Genomic DNA, 17,846 nt, shown 5'->3' with positions numbered 1-17,846 from the left:
GCTTCTGGTCTCGAACGTCATGTCGAGCAACGCGAGACATCTCGCGTGCAGTAGTAATCAGATTACCATTGCACGCGAGATGTCTCGCGTTGCTCGACATGACGTTCTCTTCTAAGTCGGCTCCTCTCTACTCCAAATCAACCCTTACCTTCCCATGGCAAACATTACCATCCGGCGCGGCCGGCCCGACGACCTGGCCCGCGTGCACGAGCTGATTGTGGAGCTGGCTATTTATGAGCGGGCCCCCGAGGAAGTGACTAATACGCTGGCCGACATGCACCGCGACGGGTTTGGGTCCGAGCCTATCTTCGGCTTTTTCGTGGCCGAAACGCCCGAGCAGGGCATTCTGGGCATTGCGCTGTTTTATACCGCCTACTCCACCTGGAAGGGCCGGATGCTGTACCTGGAAGACCTGGTGGTGACCGAGGCGGCCCGGGGCACAGGCATCGGCAAGAAGCTGTTCGACGCCGTGGTGGCCGAGGCCCGCCGCACGGGCGCCTACCGCCTGAAGTGGCAGGTGCTGGAGTGGAATGAGCCCGCCATCGGCTTCTACAAGCGCATCGGGGCCAACCTCGACCCGGAGTGGTTCAACGGCAACATGACCGCCGACCAGCTTCAGGCGTATGCGTGCGACGCGGCCGTGGTGGCCGCCGTGGAGGCAAATACTTTCCGGAACGAGTAAGCCCACAGCAGCGAAACGGCCAGCCACGCGGTGCCGCCGGCCGCGGCGGGCCCAAACAGGGTAGAGCCGCGCAGGGCAAACAGCAGCAAAGCCACCGAAGCCACCAGGCGCAACGGCTCCAGCAGGTAGCCGGGGCGCTTGGCTTCGAACAAAGCCCCGCAGGCTACGGCCGTCCACATGCACCAGGCGGCTACGGCGTAGCGCACGGCGGGCGCCATGTCTTTCTGGGTGAACATAAACACGGCGGCCACGCCCAGCAGCACCACGTACTGCAGCAGCACGTAGAAATTGACGGTGCGCGGTGCGCTGGTGGTGTACTTCTGCACGGTTTCGGCACTGACGTCGGGAATCGGGTGGGGGCCGCCCAGGGCCGCGGGCCGCCAGCCGGGCCGGCCGAACATAACGCGCAGCTTGTTCCAGAGGCCGGGCGTTTCGCGCAGCTGCTCCCGCATCTGGAAGTAGTGGTTGACGTTCACCCACAGCGGGTTCCAGGACCGGGCCGGGGTGGTGATGCCGTAGACCGGCGTTTCCTCTTCCACCTGGAAAGTGCCGAACAGCCGGTCCCAGATGATGAAGGTGCCCGCGTAGTTTTTGTCGATGTACTTGGGGTTGCGGCCGTGGTGTACGCGGTGGTGAGACGGGGTGTTCAGCACCCATTCCAGCGGGCCCAGCTTGCCGATAAACTCGGTGTGAATCCAGAACTGGTAGAGCGTGACCAGGGCCGAAACGTAGACGAAAAACTCGGTTTCGAAGCCCAGCACGGCCAGGGGCAGGTAAAACAGGAAGGTGAAAAAGCCCTGCAACGAACTTTGGCGCAGGGCCACCGACAGGTTGTAGTCTTCGCTCTGGTGGTGCACCACGTGGCCGCCCCAGAAAAAGTTGATTTCGTGGGAGTAGCGGTGGGCGAAGTAGTAGCAAAGGTCGGCCAGGATGAACAGCACAACGCCCCAGGCCCAGGTTTGGGGAATGTGAAACAGAGCAAAGTGGGTGTAGAGCAGCTCGTACACGCCAATGACGCCGACCTTGAGCAGCACGCCCGTAATCTGGGACGTCATGCCGCAGCTGATGTTGGTAATGGCGTCGTGAAACCGGTACCGCTCGGTGTGCTGCAGCCGCTCGACCAGCAGCTCCACCCCAATCAGGGTGAAGTAGATGGGAATGGACAAGACAATCGGGTTCAGACTCATTTTGCTAATGTGGGAATGTGGGAAATGTGCTCAAGTGCTAATGTGATAAATGTGCCGCTGAACGACGGCAACTTTCACTTAGACCAGAGGAGGGCGCGGCAGGCATGGATCGCAGAAGTTGAATATAAAAAGAAAGGGCCTCTTCTTTCGAAAAGACCCTTCCAATTCACGCGCAACGTACCACGTCGGCGGCTGAAAAATTAACTGCCGCGCATTTTTAGCACATCAGCACATTAATCAACGACTTCCAGCATGGTGCGGAAGGAGGCGTAGCGGCCTCCGAAGTGCTTTTCCATTTCCCGAATCAGGGCCGGGGCGGCTACCTGCTGGTATTCTTCCAGCTGCTCGAGGCTCACGCAGTAGTACTGCGAGGCGTAGGTAATGCCATTGTCTTCCTCGTTGAGCATGCGGCAGAGCTGGCTTTTCAGGAAAAAGCCGGTGGCCATGACGTCGGGCATGTGCGTGTCGCGCATGTAGGCAACCCACTGCTCGGCAATTTCCGGGTCGAGGCTGGTGGTAACGTTGTAGAGAATCATACGAAATTAGGAGCCGCAGCTCCCGCTTGGTTGAGGTTCGGGGAACAGGCCGGCCGAGGGCCGGGCTTAGGGTAACACAAAAGTCGGCGGAAAAATCCATGCCCCGGCATTTCCTGTCCCGGCCACCCAGATCAGACCCGCAGATAGTCGAACTGGAAGTCCTGAATCCGGGCCTGAATATCCTTGGAGCTGAGCTTTTCCTTCGCCGCCGTTTCGACCAGGGCCGGCAGCTCGGCGTCGCCGGCAAAGCGCAGGGCCAGAATCTGGCTCATTTGCAGCTGGGGCTCCCAGGCGCGCAGGCTTTTGCCGGTCAGCTCGAAGTAGCGCTGCCGCACTTCCAGCCGGATGAGGCGGTCCTGCAGGGCCAGGGCGTAGTGCTGGCGCAGCATCACGAGCACGCCCAGGCCCACCACGGCCAGCAGCATCACGGTAAACCACAGGCGCGAAATCTCGTCGTCGTTGCCGGCCACGTTCAGGTAGCGCCGGATGCCGTAGCCGGCCAGCACCAGGGCCGCGGGCAGCAGCACAAAGTGGTGCCAGGGGTAATACATGGGCTTGTTTTTCGTCGGTTGGTCGGCCATACTGCAGAAAAGTGAAGGTGTGGAAAAGGGGAAGGGGGAACATAAAAAACACTCCGACCTACCGGCCGGAGTGTACTATTCTAATGGGCAGCAGAGTGCAGCTAGGCACCTTTGGCGGCTTTTTTGGCCGCGCGGGTACGCTTCTTTTCCTCGCTGAGGGTGGCTTTGGCTAATTTTTCCTGGCGGCGGGCTTCCTTGGCGGCTACCTGCTGCTCCTTCAGCTGGGCTTTCTGCTGGCGGAGCTGGGCCTTGGTATCAGCCACGGCGCTGCTGCTGCTGTTGGCCTGCTCTTTCTGCGCCGACAGCACGGCTTTGGCGTCGGCGGTGCGCTGCTGCTGCATCTGCAGGCGGGCCTGGGCGGTGTCGGTGGGCATGGTTTGGGCGTGGGCGGCGCTATTGAGGAAAAGCACGGCACCAGCAACTATGACAAGAATCTTTTTCATGACTTGGGAAGAGTTACTATTTACCCTGTAACGTACCGGGCTTGCCATAGTTGGTAATTGGGCGGCTTATTCCTCCAGGTAGTCCAGGTCTTTGCCGTAGCTTTCGGGCAGGGTGCTCACGGCCCAGAAGGCCACCAGCAACGACACCAACCCGATAATGGCCGCGCTGCCGATGATGCCCAGCGGCTGCCCGCCCACCTGCAGCCCGGCCAGCCCCTTGAACAACGGCACCAGCAGCACCACCGAGCCGCGGGCGAAGTTGGGCGCCGTGGTAGCCACCGTGGCCCGCAGGTTGGTGCCAAACTGCTCAGCGGCTACCGTCACAAACAAGGCCCAGAAGCCCACGGTGAAGCCCAGCACGAAGCACACGGTGTAGAAAGCCGTGGGCGAAGCACCCCGGAGGACGAACAGATACACCGCGCAGAGCAGCCCGCACAGCACCAGAAACAGCTGCAACGCCCGGTTGCGGCTGCGCAACACCTGGCTGAGCGTGCCGCTGGCAAAGTCGCCGAACACGAGGCCGAAGTAGCACCAGAACACGCCCAGACCGGCCGTTACCTCGCCGGTAATGCCCAGCTCCCGGCCAAACTCGGGGGCCAGCGTAATCAGGATGCCGACCACGAACCACAGCGGTACCCCGATGAGCAGGCACTTGAGGTAGCGGGCCAGGCGGGGGGCGTTGGTAAAAAGGCTCAGGAAGTTGCCCCGCTCGGTTTCGGCCTGCTTGGCCTGCTCAAACATGCCCGACTCGTACACGCCCACGCGCAGGGCCAGCAGGGCCAGCCCGAGGCCGCCGCCCACGAAATAGGCGTTGCGCCAGCCCAGCGCCTCGCCCACCCAGTAGGCCAGCATCGCCCCCGACACGCCCACGGTGGCCACAATCATGGTGCCGTAGCCGCGCTTCTCCTTGGGCAGGGTTTCGGAAACCAGGGTGATGCCCGCGCCCAGCTCGCCGGCTAGGCCCACGCCGGCAATCAGCCGCAGCCAGGCGTATTGGTCGATGGTTTGCACGAAGCCGTTAGCCAGGTTGGCCAGGGAGTAGAGCAGAATCGAGCCGAAGAGCACCGAGAGCCGGCCCCGCTTATCCCCCAGAATGCCCCACAGGATGCCGCCCAGCAGCATGCCGCCCATCTGCATGTTGATCAGGAACAAGCCCTGGTCGGTGACGGCCGCCGCGTCGGTGATGCCCAGCTCGTTGAGGCTCTTGACCCGCACGATGCTAAACAGAATCAGGTCGTAGATGTCGACGAAGTAGCCCAGCGAGGCCACGATGACGATGGCGCTGAACAGAGAAGCGGTTTTGGGCGGGGAATCAGGACGGGACGTGAGGGCCATGCGGGGAGGAGCGGAGTAAGACTTAGGCCCGCATATTACTTAAGATTTCCCTGATGTGGCCACCAACGAGTCTTCCACGTTTTCCGCGTCGCAGCAGCCGTGGTGGCCCGCCACGGCGGTATCCTGCTCAATCTGGATGGTGCAGTGGCCGATGTTGAACTCGTGCACTAAGTCGTGCTGCAGGCTTTGCAGAAACTGGTTGGCGTCGGGGGAACTGCCGGGGCGCACCACGTGAGCCGTCAGGGCGGTGTCCCTGGTGCTCAGCGGCCACACGTGCAAATCGTGAACTTCCACCACGCCGGGCCGGGCCAGCAGAAAGCGGCGCACGGCCTCCAGGTCGATGCTGGCGGGCACGGCTTGCAGGCTAAGCTGCACGGTTTCGCGCAGCAAGCCCCAGGAGCCATAGGCCACCAGGGCCAGAATGGCAAAGCTGATAGTCGGGTCGAGCCAGAGCCAGCCCGTGTAATACACTAGGCCACCCCCGACGACCACGCCCACCGATACCAGGGCGTCGGTGAGCATGTGCAGGTAAGCCCCGCGCACGTTCACGTCGCCTTTCTGCCCGCTGCTGAACAGCCAGGCCGTGAAGCCGTTTACTACGATGCCCAGGCCGGCCAGCAGCATCACCATCTGGCCGTTTACCGGCTCGGGGTGGCGCAGGTGGTCGATGGTTTCCCACAGAATAGCGCCCAGCGCCGCATACAGCAGGGCCGCATTAAGCAAAGCCGCCTGAATGGTGATGCCCTTGTAGCCGTAAGTGTAGCGGGCCGAGGAGCGGCGCTTGGCTACCAGCGTCGCGCCCCAGGCCAGGGCCAGGCTCAGCACGTCGCTCAGGTTGTGGCCCGCGTCGGAGAGCAGGGCCGAGGAGTTGGCCCACAACCCGCCGGCGGCTTCGGCGGCCACAAACAGCAGGTTCAAAACGATGCCCCAGCCGAAGGCGCGGCTGAAGTTGCCATCGGCGGGTGGGCCGTGGTGATGACCGGCGTGGTCGTGGCCGGAATGGTCGTGGGAGTGAGCCATACAGTGCGAAGGGTCTTAAAAAGCGGTTGGCAGCAAGTTATCGACTTGCTGCCAACCGCAGTTATACGAGAAAGTGCCCGCCTCCGGTAGGCTCGCACGGCACTCCTGTCTCCCCGGCCGGCTACCGGCCAGCAGGTCATACGCCCTACTCAAAAGCTCAGCGGTACCACCAGCTTCACGCTCACGTTGCGGCCCATGTTATACACGCCGGTGCGGCCGTTGCTCACGTTGTAGGCCGCGTACTTCAGGCGGCTCAGGTGGCTCTGGTAGCCCACGTCGAAGAGGTTGTTGGCCGTCAGGTAGAGCGAAAACAGCGGCTTGGCCTGGGTATTCACCACGTCGGTGCCCACGCCCAGGTTCACGAGGGTGTAGCCGGGCGTGCCGGTTTCGGTGTCGAAAGCTGAGAAAAAGCGGTCCTGCTCGAAGGTGTGCTCCACCCCGGCCCGGGCGTAGAGGTTGCTCAGGCGCGAGTTGCCGACCTTACGAAAGTTCACCCGCACCGTCGACTGCAGCCGGTCGGCGGGAATGAAGGGCAGGTACTGCTGGCCCTCGGGCTGGTTGAACTGGAGGGCGCGCACCATCGAAAACGAGTTTTCGAAGTGCAGCCAGTCGAGCGGGTGGGGGTGAATGTCGAGCGTGGCCTCGCCGCCGGTCAGGCGGGCGTCGCCCTGGCTGTAGCGGAAGATCGGGTCGCCGTCCTCACTCACGGCATCGGCTACCCGCTCGGGGAAGATGTAGTTCTGAATCTGGTTGCGGAAGGCGTCGAGGCTGAGGCTGATGTGGTCGGTGGTGTAGCTCACCCCGCCATCGAGCTGCAAACTGGTTTCGGCTTTGAGGCCGGCGTCCCCAAGTTCGTAGCGAATGGTGCCCTCGTGAATGCCGTTGGAGCCCAGCTCGGCAATGTTGGGCGCCCGGAACCCGCGCGACACGTTGGCCTTCAGCAGCAGCTTTTCCGTCACGTTGAACGCACCGCCCAGGCTACCCGACACGTTGCGGAAGGTGCTGGTAAAGCCGCCGAACTTCTCCTCGCCCTCCCCGCCGGTAGTCGGCTGTTCGGTTTCGGGGTCCAGGTACAGGGCGTCGGCCGTAATGCGGCGCAGGTCGTAGCGCAGGCCGCCGCTGAGGTCCAGGCTGCCGAAGGTTTTCTTGGTCACGGCAAACACGCCGCCGTCGAGCAGGCGGTAAGCCGGAATCAGGAATTCCACGCCTTTGTTCACGTTTTCCTGGCGCATGCCGCTCAGGCCAATCGTGGTGTTCCAGCCGCTGGCCTCGGGCAGAAAGTAGCGGGCCGCGTAGTCGAAGGTGCGCAGCTGGAAGTACAGCGACGGGTCGGTGGGGGCCAGCACGTCGCCAAACTCGCGGCGCAGGTTCTGCTGCCAGCCCACGTTCAGCGTCAGGCGGCCCGCGCCCAGAATAAAGTTGTTGTCGGAGCCGATACGCAGGTGGTTGATCTGCTGCTGGGGCACGTCCAGGTCGTAGCCGCGCAGGTCCTGGTCACGTACGGGCAGCTCCACGGCCTCGCCGCCCGCGTTCAGGGGGCGCAGAAAGCGGCCGGTTTCCTCGTCCCGCTCTCCTTCCACCAGGCCCACTTGCTGGTTGAAGGAGTTGAAGGTCAGGTGGGTATAGCCCCAGCTTTTGTTCAGGCCCACGTAGCCGTTGCCATCCAGCTCCCGGAAGCCGGAGTTGTAGACCGGGCCGTCGTAGCGGTTGCGGTAGGGGCCGGCTACTTTGCCGCTGCCCCGCACCAGCCAGTTGAAGCCGTTTTTGTTGCCGGCGTTCATCAGGGAGTAGCCTTGCAGGCGGTTGTTGGTTTGGTAGTTGGCGGCCACCGAGCCCAGCACTTTGCCTTCCTCCACCGGGTCGGGCGCCAGAAAGTTGACGACCCCGGCCATGCCGTCGGAGCCGTAGAGCAGGCTGCCCGGTCCCTTGATAATCTCGGCCCGGTCGATGGCGTACTCGTCGATTTCGATGCCGTGCTCGTCGCCCCACTGCTGACCTTCCTGCTTGGCCCCGTTGTTCAGGGTAATTACCCGGTTCGAGCCCAGCCCCCGAATCACGGGCTTGCTGATGGCCGCGCCGGTGGTAATCTGCGAAAGGCCCGGCGTGTGGGCAATGGCGTCAATGGCGTTGGTCGAAGCCGCCTGGTTGAGCTGGGTGCGGTCCACCACCGTGGTGGGCACCGGCGAGCGGCGCATCTCCGTGGAGGCCGATACGCCCGTCACGACTACCTGCCCGATTTCGGTAGCCGCCGCCAGCAGCGCTACGTCGACGGGCTGCTCAGCACCGGTATCTACCGTTTTGACAAACGTATTGTAGCCCACAAACCGCACCTGCATCAGAAACCGGCCCCGGGGCAGGTTGCTCAGGCGAAAGGACCCGTCGGGCGCGGTGCTGGTCGCCAGGCGCAGATCCGGGAATACGACCGTGGCTCCCGGCAGCGGCTCGCGCGTGGTGCCGTCGAGGACGCGGCCAGTGAACGAGGCCGTGGCCGGCGCTACGCGGGTTGGGCGCGGGGCGGGCGCAATAGGAGCCGCGCCTGGCGTTTGGGCCAGCAGTTGGCCGGAAAAGGCGAAAAACAACAGGCCGGGGGCCCAGGAAAAACGAGACATAAAAAACTGCTACAAGCGCCGTAGCGCATGAACGGAAAATCGGTGGGGAAGATGCAGCCCGCAAACAAGAAAACACCGGCCAGGGGCCGATGCCTTCATTCATTTCTCCAAAACCAAACCAATTTGGAGACACAAAGCTCCGGGCCAGCCGGGCTTTACTATGGGGTAAGCCCTAGCGGACGGCCGTCGGGAAGTTGACTTCCACATCGGTGTCGCCGGGGGCAAACGTGCCGTTTTTCGCGCCGGGCTGGTGCCGCAACGTGATTTTGAGGTTGCCCGTCGAGCTGGCCGTGTTGGCCGCGCCAGCCTCAACGCGCGTTTCAAGTCCCACTGCCAGCCCTTTCGAATCCTTATCGGTGGGGGTGACGGTGACGTTAGTGTTGCTGGACTCGAAGAAGAAGATGTGCTCGTCGGCCTCCTCTTTGATTTCGTCGGAGGTATTGACCACCGGGTTCTTGGTTTCGTCCAGCAGCACCAGCTTACCCGTGTAGGTCGTGCCGACCGCCAGCGTCAGGGTGCCGACAACCGCGGCTGCTCCCCCGTCCCCGTCCGGGTCGCGGTACTGCACCGTTACGGGCGTGCCCCCACCCACCGGGGTCAGTTCGTAGCGCACCGTCGTGATTTGCTCGTTGTCGTCGTCGGGCGTGGGCTCGTCATTGTCTTTTTTGCAGGCACTGAACAGGGGGGCGGCCACCAGCAGGGCCAGCAACGACTTGTTGATCAAAGCGTTTTTCATGAGTTAGAAAGGAATTGTGGTAAAGACAGGAGAAAAAATCAACGCCTAGCGCGGGTCAGCTCCAATGGAATGTGCACCCGAAGCGTCAGGTTACGGCCCATTTCATCGGTGAAATAGCGGTAGCGGTTTAGGTAGTCGCGGTAGCGCTGGTTGAACAGGTTCGCAACGGCCACACTCACGTTCAGTGGCCGGCGGCCCCAGTGCAGGGTAGTGCCGGTTTCCAGATTTAGCAGCGTGTAACCCGCCGGAGGGGCCAGCAGGTCGCGGTCCTCGTAGTGGTCGGGCACGCGGGTCTGCCGGGCCACGGCGTACGCGCCCAGCTGGATATAGCTGCCGCGCAACCGCCCGGTGGGCTTGTTCCGGTTGTAGCGCAAAGACGCTTCGGCGCGGTCGGCCGGCATCAAAATCTGCCACTCGTCGGCCCGCGTGTCCCGCGTCCGTACCACCGAGCCCTTCAGGGCGAGCAGCCAGGCCAGGGCCAGCTGGTAGCTGCCGGTCAGGTCCAGGCCCCGGAAGGTGGCATCGGTCTGCAAGTACTGCCAGCTGATGTGGCTGCCCCGCACGGTTTGCACGGGCTCGGTCAGGGGCACTTGGTAGATGAAGTCCAGAATTCGGTTCTGGTAAATAGTCACCTCCCCGTTAAAGCGCGGGTTGTCGTGCCAGCCCACGGTCAGGCCGGTATTGAGGGCCGTTTCGGGCATCAGAGGCGCGGCTCCTGGCACCAGATCGTTGCCCAGCTCATACATGCCGTTGTGTACTCCCTCGCTAAACCGCTCGTTGGCCGCCGGGGCCCGGCGCGTCAGGCCGGCATTCAAACTTACCGTCAGGTGGGCCGAGGGGTCGTAAGTGGCCCCCAGTGACGCGGCCGGAGTCGTGTACTGAAAGCGGGTGCGGTCCACGAAGAAGGCCCCGGTGGTGTTCCGGTCCCCGCGCCTCACGTCCAGGTCGCGCCGTTCTACCCGCAGCCCGCCTTCCAGCAGCCAGGCTCCCTGCTGCCACTTCTCAATCCAGAAGGCTCCGCCCGTCAGGTTGGTGTAGTAGGGAATAAACTGCCGGCTCCCATTGGCATAGCGGTTGAACTGATAAGTGCCGGCCAAACCCACGCTGCCGGTAAAGCCGTGCCAGGCAGCATGCTCCCAGAGTAGCTCGCCGGTGCTGGTGCGGTTGGTGTAGCTCAGTTCAGGTCGGTCCAGCGAAGCCAGGTTATTGTTGCGGGGCCGGAACTTGTCGTACTCATCCCGAAAGTCGCTTTGCTGGGCCAGGGTAAGCTGAAGCCGGCCGGCCGTGCCAGTTTGCCGAAAGCCCGCAAGCTTAGCCACATCGTGGCGCACCTGCTGGTAGGCGCGGTCAATGTCGTAGCTGAAGCCGGTTGTTTCCAGGGGCTCGGGCCGCCCAACAGCCAGCAGCAAGTCCGTCTTGCTGCCCGCGTGCGAAGCCGGCAGAATCCCGATTCGGGTGTTGAACTGGCTGTAGAAAACCTCCAGACCATAGGTCGGGGTGCGCCAGCCCACGGCGGCGGAAAAGTTCTGCTCGCCAAAGCCGGAGTTTTTCAGGTAGTAATCCGGGGTGCGCATGGTGCCGGCGCGCCGCAGCGTGCCCTGGGCACGCCAGCTCAAGGCTGGCAGCTTCCGCAGGTTGCCGTTCAGTGTCGCTGAGGCGGCGCCCAGGCCGTTGTTGCTCATGCCCACCAGGGTCAGGTCAGCGTCTGTGCCAGCCGAATCGCGCAGGGGCTGGGGCTCAATCAGCACCACCCCGCCAACGGCATCGGAGCCGTAGCGCACACTGGCCGCCCCTTTCACTACCGTAAGGCGAGAGGCAATGAACGGGTCAATTTCGGGGCCGTGCTCCACACCCCACTGCTGACCTTCCTGCCGCACCCCGTTGTTCAGGAGCGTGACGCGGTTGGAATGTAGCCCGTGGACCATGGGCTTGAAAATGCCGGGACCGGTTTGAATGGCCGTTACGCCCGAAATCTTTTGCAGCGCCTCGCCCAGGACCTGGCCGCGGGTTTGCTGCAGCGCCTGCCCATCCAGCACGGCGGTAGGCTGGGTGGTGGGAGCCAGCACGCGTCGCCCCTGCACCAAGGCGCTATTCAGCAGAATAGCATCGGGATGGAGGCGAAAGTCGCGGATAACGGCGCCGGTGAGGCGCACTTCGGTCGTCTCGGCGCTGTAGCCCAGGTAGGAAACCTGCAGGTGATACACACCCGCGCAAACGTGGAAGTGGTAGTTGCCGAGGGCATCGGTCTGGGTAGCCTGCTGGGTTTCCAGCACCACTACCGTCGCGCCCGGCAGCCCCTCCCGCGACTCATGGTCGATGATGCGGCCGCTCAACGAGAGCGTGCACTCGGGCTGCGCTTGGCCAGCCCGCGCTACCGTTACCGATACAAACAGCATCAGCCACAACGCGCACGCCGACCTAGCCGCAACCAGGAAGCGAAAAGCCATAAAAAAAAGGAAACCGGTGATATACCCGCTGCTGCTCCTCATGTTGCTAAGCAAGAGGACGCGCAACGCCTGACGCCCGCCGAACCCACCGGTATAAAAATTACCGGTGATGGGTCAGCAAAAGCGCGGGACGGGAGTATTATCCCCGGCTGGGAGGGCCGCGCAGGTCGGCCGTGGGCCGGACGCCAGCCAGCCAGCCCGAGAAGCGCGGACTGGCTTTCGGGGCTTCGTAACTCGTGAATAGCGTAAATTCCAGCGGCAGCGCGGCCTGGAACGGCACGTCGTAGAAGTGGTCGACGGCGCAGTGCTGGTGTTTGGCCGAGAGCAGGGCGTTGGCCTTCTGCGCGCCCGGTCGTGGGGTAGCTTCCTCCGTGGTGTGCTCGTGCGAGTGCAACGCCAGAATCCACGCGTCCGGCAGCAGCACCCGCGTAAAGCAGAGCAGCAACAGGATGGCTAAACGGGACCGGAGGGCGTGCATTTGCAACAATGTTTCAGAAGACCGGCTCAAAGGTAAAACAAATTATGAGTCGGCAAAACCGCGAGGAGTCAAACTGACGAGCCGCCGTAGTAAATACGTAACCGGCTGATAACATGCAGTCAATAATCAGTATTGACCTTTGTGGCAGTCGAATTACCGCCAACAAAAGCCCCATGAAAAAGCTGCCTACTGCCTTTGTTTTACGTTTGGTTAAGCTACTACGACCCTCCGGTAAGAAGGTTAAGCTACATGCATCAGAAGCATTGTTTGTATAATATAAGGTACTGATGTTTCGTGGTATAATTCAAATTTAAACAGGGCTATAGTTGATTTTTGAACGCTCGTACATTGATCTTATTCATTCTATTATTCAATTCGCTTAGTATTTAAAATAGCTTGCGAAAGTCTGTAGCTCTCGGCAATGAACGGCTTTGACTGCTTGGGCGTTACCTAGTCAGTCTTAAGCGGGCAATAGGAGGTTGTAGTCGAAAAGTTATAAAAATAGCTTTTGTAGGAAGTACCTTTGTTCGGTAGGCTCTCATTACGCTCTAGGGCTTACGAACACATGATTGCATCAAATTCTTTGTTTTTGCACCACGATAAGGGGCTGCGTCTGCTGCGCTGGCAGTGGAAGGGAGCCATGCACCCGAGTCAGTTTCGGTCGGCATTCTTTTTTCTGATAGAATTATCAGAAAAACAGGATATTAGGCGTTGGTTGGTGGATACGTCGGATATGCCGATGGTGGGCATCGACGAACAGGCTTGGCTTAGTGAAGAGTGGCTGCCCCGGTTCGCCGAATTGAAGGTCACGGACATTGCCATTATTCTGCCGGCCAGTATGCACAACCAGCTGGTGGTTGAAACGGTACTGTCTGATGGGCAACGGTATGAGTGTGGAGAAATTCAATTCTTCTCGGATTCAACTTCTGCCCTGGACTGGCTGACCAATTCTTCTGGCCGGGGTGAGGAGCTGGAAGCGGAGTGGGCGTATCAGCATCAGGCTGAGATAGAAAAGTATAAACGCGGGCTTCCGTCGGGTAGCTTGCAAGAAGCTGAGCGCTTCCCGTATACGTTCTAAAACGTAGTTGGTAGGCTGAGGGTTGGGTCTGCGGCGAAGCGCCGGATAAGAGCCGGGGCGAGGATAATGTTGTGCGGCAGCAAGGGTCAGATTAGGCAGGAATGGGGGATAGGGCTGTCAAACTGACAGTTGAGCAGTCGTGGAACAGGTTTTGAAGCAGCAGCGGGTACGATGAGCCGGCCGTACAGGCTGGCGTTTCGTCCGGATTCTTATTTCAAACCCTTTTGCCAACGCGCTATGCAAGAGAAAGGTAGCATCTCGATTCATACCGAGAATATCTTCCCCATCATCAAGAAGTTTCTCTACTCCGACCACGAAATCTTCCTGCGGGAGCTGGTTTCCAACGCCGTAGACGCCACCCAGAAGCTGAAAAGCCTGGGGCAGCTGGGCGAGTTCAAGGGGGAACTGGGCGAGCTGAAAGTGAAGGTAAGCGTGGACAAGGAAGCCCGTACCATCACCATTTCGGACCGCGGCCTGGGCATGACGGCCGAGGAAATCAAGAAGTACATCAACCAGATTGCCTTCTCCGGCGCCACTGAGTTTGTGGAGAAGTATAAGGAGAAGGACGCCGCGGCTAAAGACCAGATTATCGGGCAGTTTGGCCTGGGCTTCTACTCGGCCTTCATGGTGGCCGACAACGTGGAAATCTTCTCCAAGAGCTACAAGGACGACACCGAAGGCGCCCACTGGGTGTGCGACGGCAGCACCGAATTCACGCTCGAAACCACCGATAAGGCCGACCGGGGCACCGACGTGGTGCTGCACGTAGCCGCCGACTCGGACGAGTTTCTGGAGCCGGCCCGCCTGCGCACCATCCTGACCAAGTACTGCAAGTTCCTGCCCATCGAAATCGAGTTTGAGGGCGAGGTTATCAACCAGACCCAGCCGATCTGGGCCAAGCAGCCTTCCGAGCTAACCGACGAGGACTACACCAAGTTCTACCAGGAGCTGTACCCCTTCTCCGAGCCCCCGCTGTTCTGGATTCACCTCAACGTGGACTATCCGTTCAACCTGACCGGGATTCTGTACTTCCCCAAGGTGAAGGACGAGCTGCAGTTCTCGCGCAACAAAATCCAGCTTTACTCGCGCCAGGTGTTCATCACCGACGAGGTGAAGGACGTGGTGCCCGAGTTCCTGATGCTGCTCCACGGCGTGATTGACTCGCCCGATATTCCCCTGAACGTGTCGCGCAGCTTCCTGCAGGCTGATGCCGCGGTGAAGAAAATCAACACATACATTACCAAGAAGGTAGCGGACAAGCTGGCTGAGCTGTACCGTAAGGACCGGGCCGGTTTCGAGGAAAAATGGTCCGACATCGGGCTGTTCGTGAAGTACGGCATGCTCTCCGACGAGAAGTTCTACGAGAAAGCCAAAGACTTCGTGCTGCTGCAAAATACGGCTGGTAAGTTCTTTACCCTGAGCGAGTATCAGGAGTTCGTGCAGGCCAACCAGAAAGACAAGAATGAGCAAACCGTGGTGCTCTACACCACCGACGCTGAGGCGCAGCACGGCTTCGTGCAGGCCGCCCAGGACCGGGGCTACGACGTGCTCAAGCTGGACACCGTACTCGACTCCCACTTCATCGGGCAGCTCGAGCAGAAACTGGAGAAAGTCACCTTCAAGCGCGTGGACGCCGACACCATCGGCAAGCTCATTGAGAAGGACGAGGCTACCGAGAGCGTACTCAGCGACGACGACAAGACCAAGTTGCAGGAGCTCTTCACCACGGCCATCAGCAACCCACAGATGCACGTGCAGATCGAGGCCCTGTCGCCCCAGGATGCGCCGGTTATCATCACCGTGCCCGAGTTTATGCGCCGCATGAAGGACATGCAGCGCGCCGGTGGGGGCGGAGGCATGCAGATGTTCGGCTCGTTGCCCGACAGCTACACCGTGAGCGTGAATGCCAACCACCCCGTGGCCCAGCGTGTACTCAGCGCCGACGACGAAGCCAGCCAGAAGCTGGCCCGCCAGGCCTTCGACCTGGCGCTGCTGGCCCAGGGCCTGCTGAAGGGCGAGGCCCTGACGGCCTTCGTGAAGCGCAGCGCCGACCTGCTGACGGCTTAGCAGTGAATGAGTGAATGAGTGAAATGGTGAGTTTTTTGTTCTGACTTCACCACTGCTCATGCACGTCAATAGGAGTGCATAAACGGCTCCGGTGGCATTTGCTGCCGGAGCCGTTTTGTGTTTTGCGGGCTGCCAGAACGATAAACTCACCATTTCACTACTTCACCATCTCACCGCCCGGCACTAAATCCCTTTATATTTACGTTCGACCCTACGAATTCTGTCCGCTTCGTTGATGCGCCCACTCCGCTTTTCCTTCTGGCCTCTTTTGGTTGTGCTGCTCCTGCTGGTAGCGGCTTGCAGCAAAAAGACGATATCCTTTAACAGCAAGCCCGAGCAGCCGGGCTTGGCCGTGTTGCTCACCGATTCGCTGACCAACAGCCGCGACACGACCAAGGCCCCGTCGTTGGAAACCAAGCGGCTGGCCATGACCAAAGAGCAGGAGCGGGCCGCCAAGGAAAAGGAGAAGGCCGACCAGCGCAAGCCCAAGAAAAAGAAGAATGTCTTCCTGGGCGAGAAAATCAAAAAGAGCTTCACCAAATCGGGGCCCAAGGGGCGCAACCAGGTAATCGAGGTGTTCTACTACCTCAAAGCCTTCCGGCAGCCCAGCGAGTACGCCCCGGCCCTGTACTACTTCAATCCCAAGAAGCGCAAGATCTTCAAGGCCACGACCGAACTGAACCCGGCAACCGACAAGGTGCTGCACGGCCCCTACAAGAAGATGCAGGGCGGTAAAGTAGTGGAAACCGGCTATTTCGCCCTAGGTACGCGCCACCTGCGCTGGGAGAAGTACAACAAGGACAACGTGCTGCTCAACAAGACCCACTACGAAATGGGCTTCCCCCGCGACGCGGCCGTGAGCTACTATGATGCCGAGCGGAAAAAAATCAAGGAGGTAATTCCCTACGTGGCCGGCAAAATCGAGGGCGACTACGTGCGCTACCTCGAAAACGGGCAGCGCGACTGGGACGGGCAATTCGAGAACGGCAAGAAAGTCGGCACCTGGACCAAGTACTGGGGCTTCCGCAACCGCCGCCACTACGAATACCTGTACGGCGAGTCGGGCTACGACCCGGAAATTGCCGAGCCCGAGCTGGTCAAAGAATACAACCGCAATGCCGTGCTGGTGTACGACAAGGAGAAAGGCCTCGACAAGCGCGACGCCGTGACCGACCGGCCCGGCGCGAAAAAGAACTGAGATATACCTATATATATAGGAGTAACGCAAAAAGCCCGGCCGGAATTGGTTGGGCTTTTTGCTGGGGTCTAGTAAAAGGCATCCTCGAAATGTTCGATGCGGAAGCCGGTACTGGTGGGGCTTAGCGCCAGAATGTCGAACCGAATGTCGCCGGGCCAGTCGGTTTCGAGCTGGTAGTTTTCGGCCGCCAGCCGGAACAGCTGCCGCTTGCGTTCCGTCACGAACTCCTCGGGAAACCCAAACTGGGCGGAGGAGCGCGTTTTCACTTCCACGAACACCAGCAGCTCCAGGCCCCGCTGCGCAATCAGGTCGACCTCGGCCCGGCGGTAGCGGTAGCCCCGCGCCACGATGGTGTAGCCCAGGCCGGTCAGAAAAGCGGCAGCAGCTTGTTCACCAGCGTGTCCGAGGTCGTGGGCGGCGGAGGCCATAGGCAGTGGGGGAGAGGTCAGCAGGTTGGGGTTGGGACTAAATCTAGTACCTTTGCGGGCTTTCTGTGGTAATTTCACTTCTCCCGAAGCGGGCAGCCGTAAGCATTCGTCCGCAACTTCAGTGCTCTGCCGGGGTTTATCTACTCGGGTAGCCGCGGGCAATGGCCTGCAACGTGCTGGCCCGCCCGGATAGCTACTGCGGGCGGTGTTATTGAGCCTGGTCTTTTACTCTCGTTTGCTATGTCGTCTTCCAGCTCCCTGCCTTTGCCGCCTTCCGCCAGTGCCGCTCCCGTGGCTGCTCCCAACCGGGTGGTTGTGGTCAAGAACCTGGGGTTGGCGGCCTACGAGGAAACCTGGGCTTACCAGGAAGAGCTGCTGGCGGCTACGCTGGCCATTAAAGTCCGCAACCGGCCGGCTGCCGAGGAAGGCCGTGCCCCCGAGCCGACGCCCAACTACCTCTTGCTCTGCCAGCACCCGCACGTCTACACCCTGGGGAAAAGCGGTAAGCCCGAGCACCTGCTGCTCGATGAGGAAGGCCTGGCCCGGCACGGAGCCACCTTTCACCGCATCAACCGGGGCGGCGACATCACCTACCACGGCCCCGGCCAGCTGGTGGGCTACCCCATTCTGGACCTCGACAACTTTTTCACCGACATTCACCGCTACCTGCGGCTGCTGGAAGAAGCCGTTATCCACACCCTGGCCGATTACGGCTTGGCTGCCGGCCGCATTGCCGGGCTCACCGGCGTCTGGCTCGACTTCGAGGAAGGAGCCGCTAACCCGCGCAAAATCTGCGCGCTGGGCGTCAAATGCAGCCGCTGGGTGACGATGCACGGCTTTGCCTTCAACATCAACGCCGACCTTTCGTATTTCGGCCATATCGTGCCCTGTGGCATCACCGACAAAGCCGTGACTTCCCTGCAACAGGAGCTCGGCCGGGCGGTGCCGCTGGCCGAAGTCGAGCAGTACCTGCTGGGCCACCTGGCAGCGTTGTTTGAGGCCGACTTTATTACCGCGTAAC

16 protein-coding genes are annotated in these 17,846 nt (G+C 61.0%); 5 read left to right on the top strand and 11 right to left on the bottom strand.

Annotation, left to right across the window (positions count from 1 at the left end; translation table 11 throughout):
• The first annotated feature begins 154 nt into the window (after positions 1-154).
• Entirely contained in the window at positions 155-682 is a 528-nt protein-coding gene (locus E5K00_RS20875) for a GNAT family N-acetyltransferase (protein ID WP_135465251.1), read from the top strand.
• On the opposite strand, the gene E5K00_RS20870 is transcribed toward E5K00_RS20875, so the two are convergent.
• The 10 genes from E5K00_RS20870 to E5K00_RS20825 form a co-directional block, all read right to left on the bottom strand.
• On the bottom strand, positions 616-1,869 hold the full coding sequence (locus E5K00_RS20870) for a sterol desaturase family protein (protein ID WP_135465250.1): 1,254 nt from the start codon (positions 1,867-1,869) through the stop codon (positions 616-618). The genes E5K00_RS20875 and E5K00_RS20870 overlap by 67 nt on opposite strands.
• A gap of 233 nt (positions 1,870-2,102) precedes the next feature.
• On the bottom strand, positions 2,103-2,405 hold the full coding sequence (locus E5K00_RS20865; RefSeq protein WP_135465249.1) for a DUF4286 family protein: 303 nt from the start codon (positions 2,403-2,405) through the stop codon (positions 2,103-2,105).
• A 131-nt stretch (positions 2,406-2,536) separates the two neighbouring features.
• Positions 2,537-2,986, bottom strand: coding sequence for a DUF6526 family protein (locus E5K00_RS20860; protein ID WP_245328381.1), 450 nt, complete (start codon positions 2,984-2,986; stop codon positions 2,537-2,539).
• Between the two features lie 101 nt (positions 2,987-3,087).
• Positions 3,088-3,429, bottom strand: a complete 342-nt coding sequence (locus E5K00_RS20855; RefSeq protein WP_135465248.1) for a hypothetical protein — start codon at positions 3,427-3,429, stop codon at positions 3,088-3,090.
• 66 nt (positions 3,430-3,495) lie between these two features.
• Positions 3,496-4,764 (bottom strand): MFS transporter, encoded by a 1,269-nt coding sequence (locus E5K00_RS20850; protein WP_135465247.1) that lies wholly within the window; start codon positions 4,762-4,764, stop codon positions 3,496-3,498.
• 39 nt (positions 4,765-4,803) lie between these two features.
• The gene (locus E5K00_RS20845) at positions 4,804-5,784 is read right to left on the bottom strand and encodes a cation diffusion facilitator family transporter (protein ID WP_135465246.1); all 981 of its coding nucleotides are present in this window, start codon (positions 5,782-5,784) and stop codon (positions 4,804-4,806) included.
• A gap of 149 nt (positions 5,785-5,933) precedes the next feature.
• Positions 5,934-8,393, bottom strand: a complete 2,460-nt coding sequence (locus E5K00_RS20840) for a TonB-dependent receptor (protein WP_135465245.1) — start codon at positions 8,391-8,393, stop codon at positions 5,934-5,936.
• Positions 8,394-8,565: 172 nt separating this feature from the next.
• Positions 8,566-9,129 carry a hypothetical protein gene (locus E5K00_RS20835; RefSeq protein WP_135465244.1) on the bottom strand — a complete coding sequence of 188 codons (564 nt, stop codon included), beginning with the start codon at positions 9,127-9,129 and terminating at the stop codon, positions 8,566-8,568.
• Positions 9,130-9,167: 38 nt separating this feature from the next.
• Complete coding sequence (locus E5K00_RS20830) at positions 9,168-11,576, bottom strand: TonB-dependent receptor (protein WP_167856980.1); 2,409 nt, start codon at positions 11,574-11,576, stop codon at positions 9,168-9,170.
• A gap of 139 nt (positions 11,577-11,715) precedes the next feature.
• A complete protein-coding gene (locus E5K00_RS20825) occupies positions 11,716-12,054 on the bottom strand; it encodes a hypothetical protein (protein WP_135465242.1) in 339 nt (112 codons plus the stop codon).
• Between the two features lie 565 nt (positions 12,055-12,619).
• Between E5K00_RS20825 and E5K00_RS20820 the strand changes: the two genes are divergently transcribed.
• The 3 genes from E5K00_RS20820 to E5K00_RS20810 all read left to right on the top strand — a co-directional run bounded on the left by E5K00_RS20820 (position 12,620) and on the right by E5K00_RS20810 (position 16,397).
• Positions 12,620-13,132, top strand: a complete 513-nt coding sequence (locus tag E5K00_RS20820; protein ID WP_135465241.1) for a hypothetical protein — start codon at positions 12,620-12,622, stop codon at positions 13,130-13,132.
• A 237-nt stretch (positions 13,133-13,369) separates the two neighbouring features.
• Positions 13,370-15,199, top strand: coding sequence for a molecular chaperone HtpG (gene htpG, locus E5K00_RS20815; protein WP_135465240.1), 1,830 nt, complete (start codon positions 13,370-13,372; stop codon positions 15,197-15,199).
• Positions 15,200-15,473: 274 nt separating this feature from the next.
• Positions 15,474-16,397 (top strand): toxin-antitoxin system YwqK family antitoxin, encoded by a 924-nt coding sequence (locus E5K00_RS20810; protein WP_245328405.1) that lies wholly within the window; start codon positions 15,474-15,476, stop codon positions 16,395-16,397.
• 68 nt (positions 16,398-16,465) lie between these two features.
• Here E5K00_RS20810 and E5K00_RS20805 read toward each other — a convergent pair whose 3' ends face one another.
• On the bottom strand, positions 16,466-16,825 hold the full coding sequence (locus E5K00_RS20805; protein ID WP_135465238.1) for a YraN family protein: 360 nt from the start codon (positions 16,823-16,825) through the stop codon (positions 16,466-16,468).
• 240 nt (positions 16,826-17,065) lie between these two features.
• Between E5K00_RS20805 and lipB the strand changes: the two genes are divergently transcribed.
• Positions 17,066-17,845, top strand: coding sequence for a lipoyl(octanoyl) transferase LipB (gene lipB / locus E5K00_RS20800; RefSeq protein WP_135465237.1), 780 nt, complete (start codon positions 17,066-17,068; stop codon positions 17,843-17,845).
• Position 17,846 lies beyond the last annotated feature (1 nt).

The sequence above is a fragment of the Hymenobacter aquaticus genome (assembly GCF_004765605.1).
GTDB lineage: Bacteria > Bacteroidota > Bacteroidia > Cytophagales > Hymenobacteraceae > Hymenobacter > Hymenobacter aquaticus.
The sequence above is the reverse complement of the archived record's forward strand: the minus strand, read 5'-3'. Positions and strand labels throughout refer to the sequence as shown.

Coding starts and splice junctions, on each gene's coding strand:
- E5K00_RS20875 (WP_135465251.1), top strand. CDS start 155: ATGGCAAACATTACCATCCGGCGCGGCCGGCCCGACGACCTGGCCCGC.
- E5K00_RS20870 (WP_135465250.1), bottom strand. CDS start 1,869: ATGAGTCTGAACCCGATTGTCTTGTCCATTCCCATCTACTTCACCCTG.
- E5K00_RS20865 (WP_135465249.1), bottom strand. CDS start 2,405: ATGATTCTCTACAACGTTACCACCAGCCTCGACCCGGAAATTGCCGAG.
- E5K00_RS20860 (WP_245328381.1), bottom strand. CDS start 2,986: ATGGCCGACCAACCGACGAAAAACAAGCCCATGTATTACCCCTGGCAC.
- E5K00_RS20855 (WP_135465248.1), bottom strand. CDS start 3,429: ATGAAAAAGATTCTTGTCATAGTTGCTGGTGCCGTGCTTTTCCTCAAT.
- E5K00_RS20850 (WP_135465247.1), bottom strand. CDS start 4,764: ATGGCCCTCACGTCCCGTCCTGATTCCCCGCCCAAAACCGCTTCTCTG.
- E5K00_RS20845 (WP_135465246.1), bottom strand. CDS start 5,784: ATGGCTCACTCCCACGACCATTCCGGCCACGACCACGCCGGTCATCAC.
- E5K00_RS20840 (WP_135465245.1), bottom strand. CDS start 8,393: ATGTCTCGTTTTTCCTGGGCCCCCGGCCTGTTGTTTTTCGCCTTTTCC.
- E5K00_RS20835 (WP_135465244.1), bottom strand. CDS start 9,129: ATGAAAAACGCTTTGATCAACAAGTCGTTGCTGGCCCTGCTGGTGGCC.
- E5K00_RS20830 (WP_167856980.1), bottom strand. CDS start 11,576: ATGGCTTTTCGCTTCCTGGTTGCGGCTAGGTCGGCGTGCGCGTTGTGG.
- E5K00_RS20825 (WP_135465242.1), bottom strand. CDS start 12,054: ATGCACGCCCTCCGGTCCCGTTTAGCCATCCTGTTGCTGCTCTGCTTT.
- E5K00_RS20820 (WP_135465241.1), top strand. CDS start 12,620: ATGATTGCATCAAATTCTTTGTTTTTGCACCACGATAAGGGGCTGCGT.
- htpG (WP_135465240.1), top strand. CDS start 13,370: ATGCAAGAGAAAGGTAGCATCTCGATTCATACCGAGAATATCTTCCCC.
- E5K00_RS20805 (WP_135465238.1), bottom strand. CDS start 16,825: ATGGCCTCCGCCGCCCACGACCTCGGACACGCTGGTGAACAAGCTGCT.
- lipB (WP_135465237.1), top strand. CDS start 17,066: ATGTCGTCTTCCAGCTCCCTGCCTTTGCCGCCTTCCGCCAGTGCCGCT.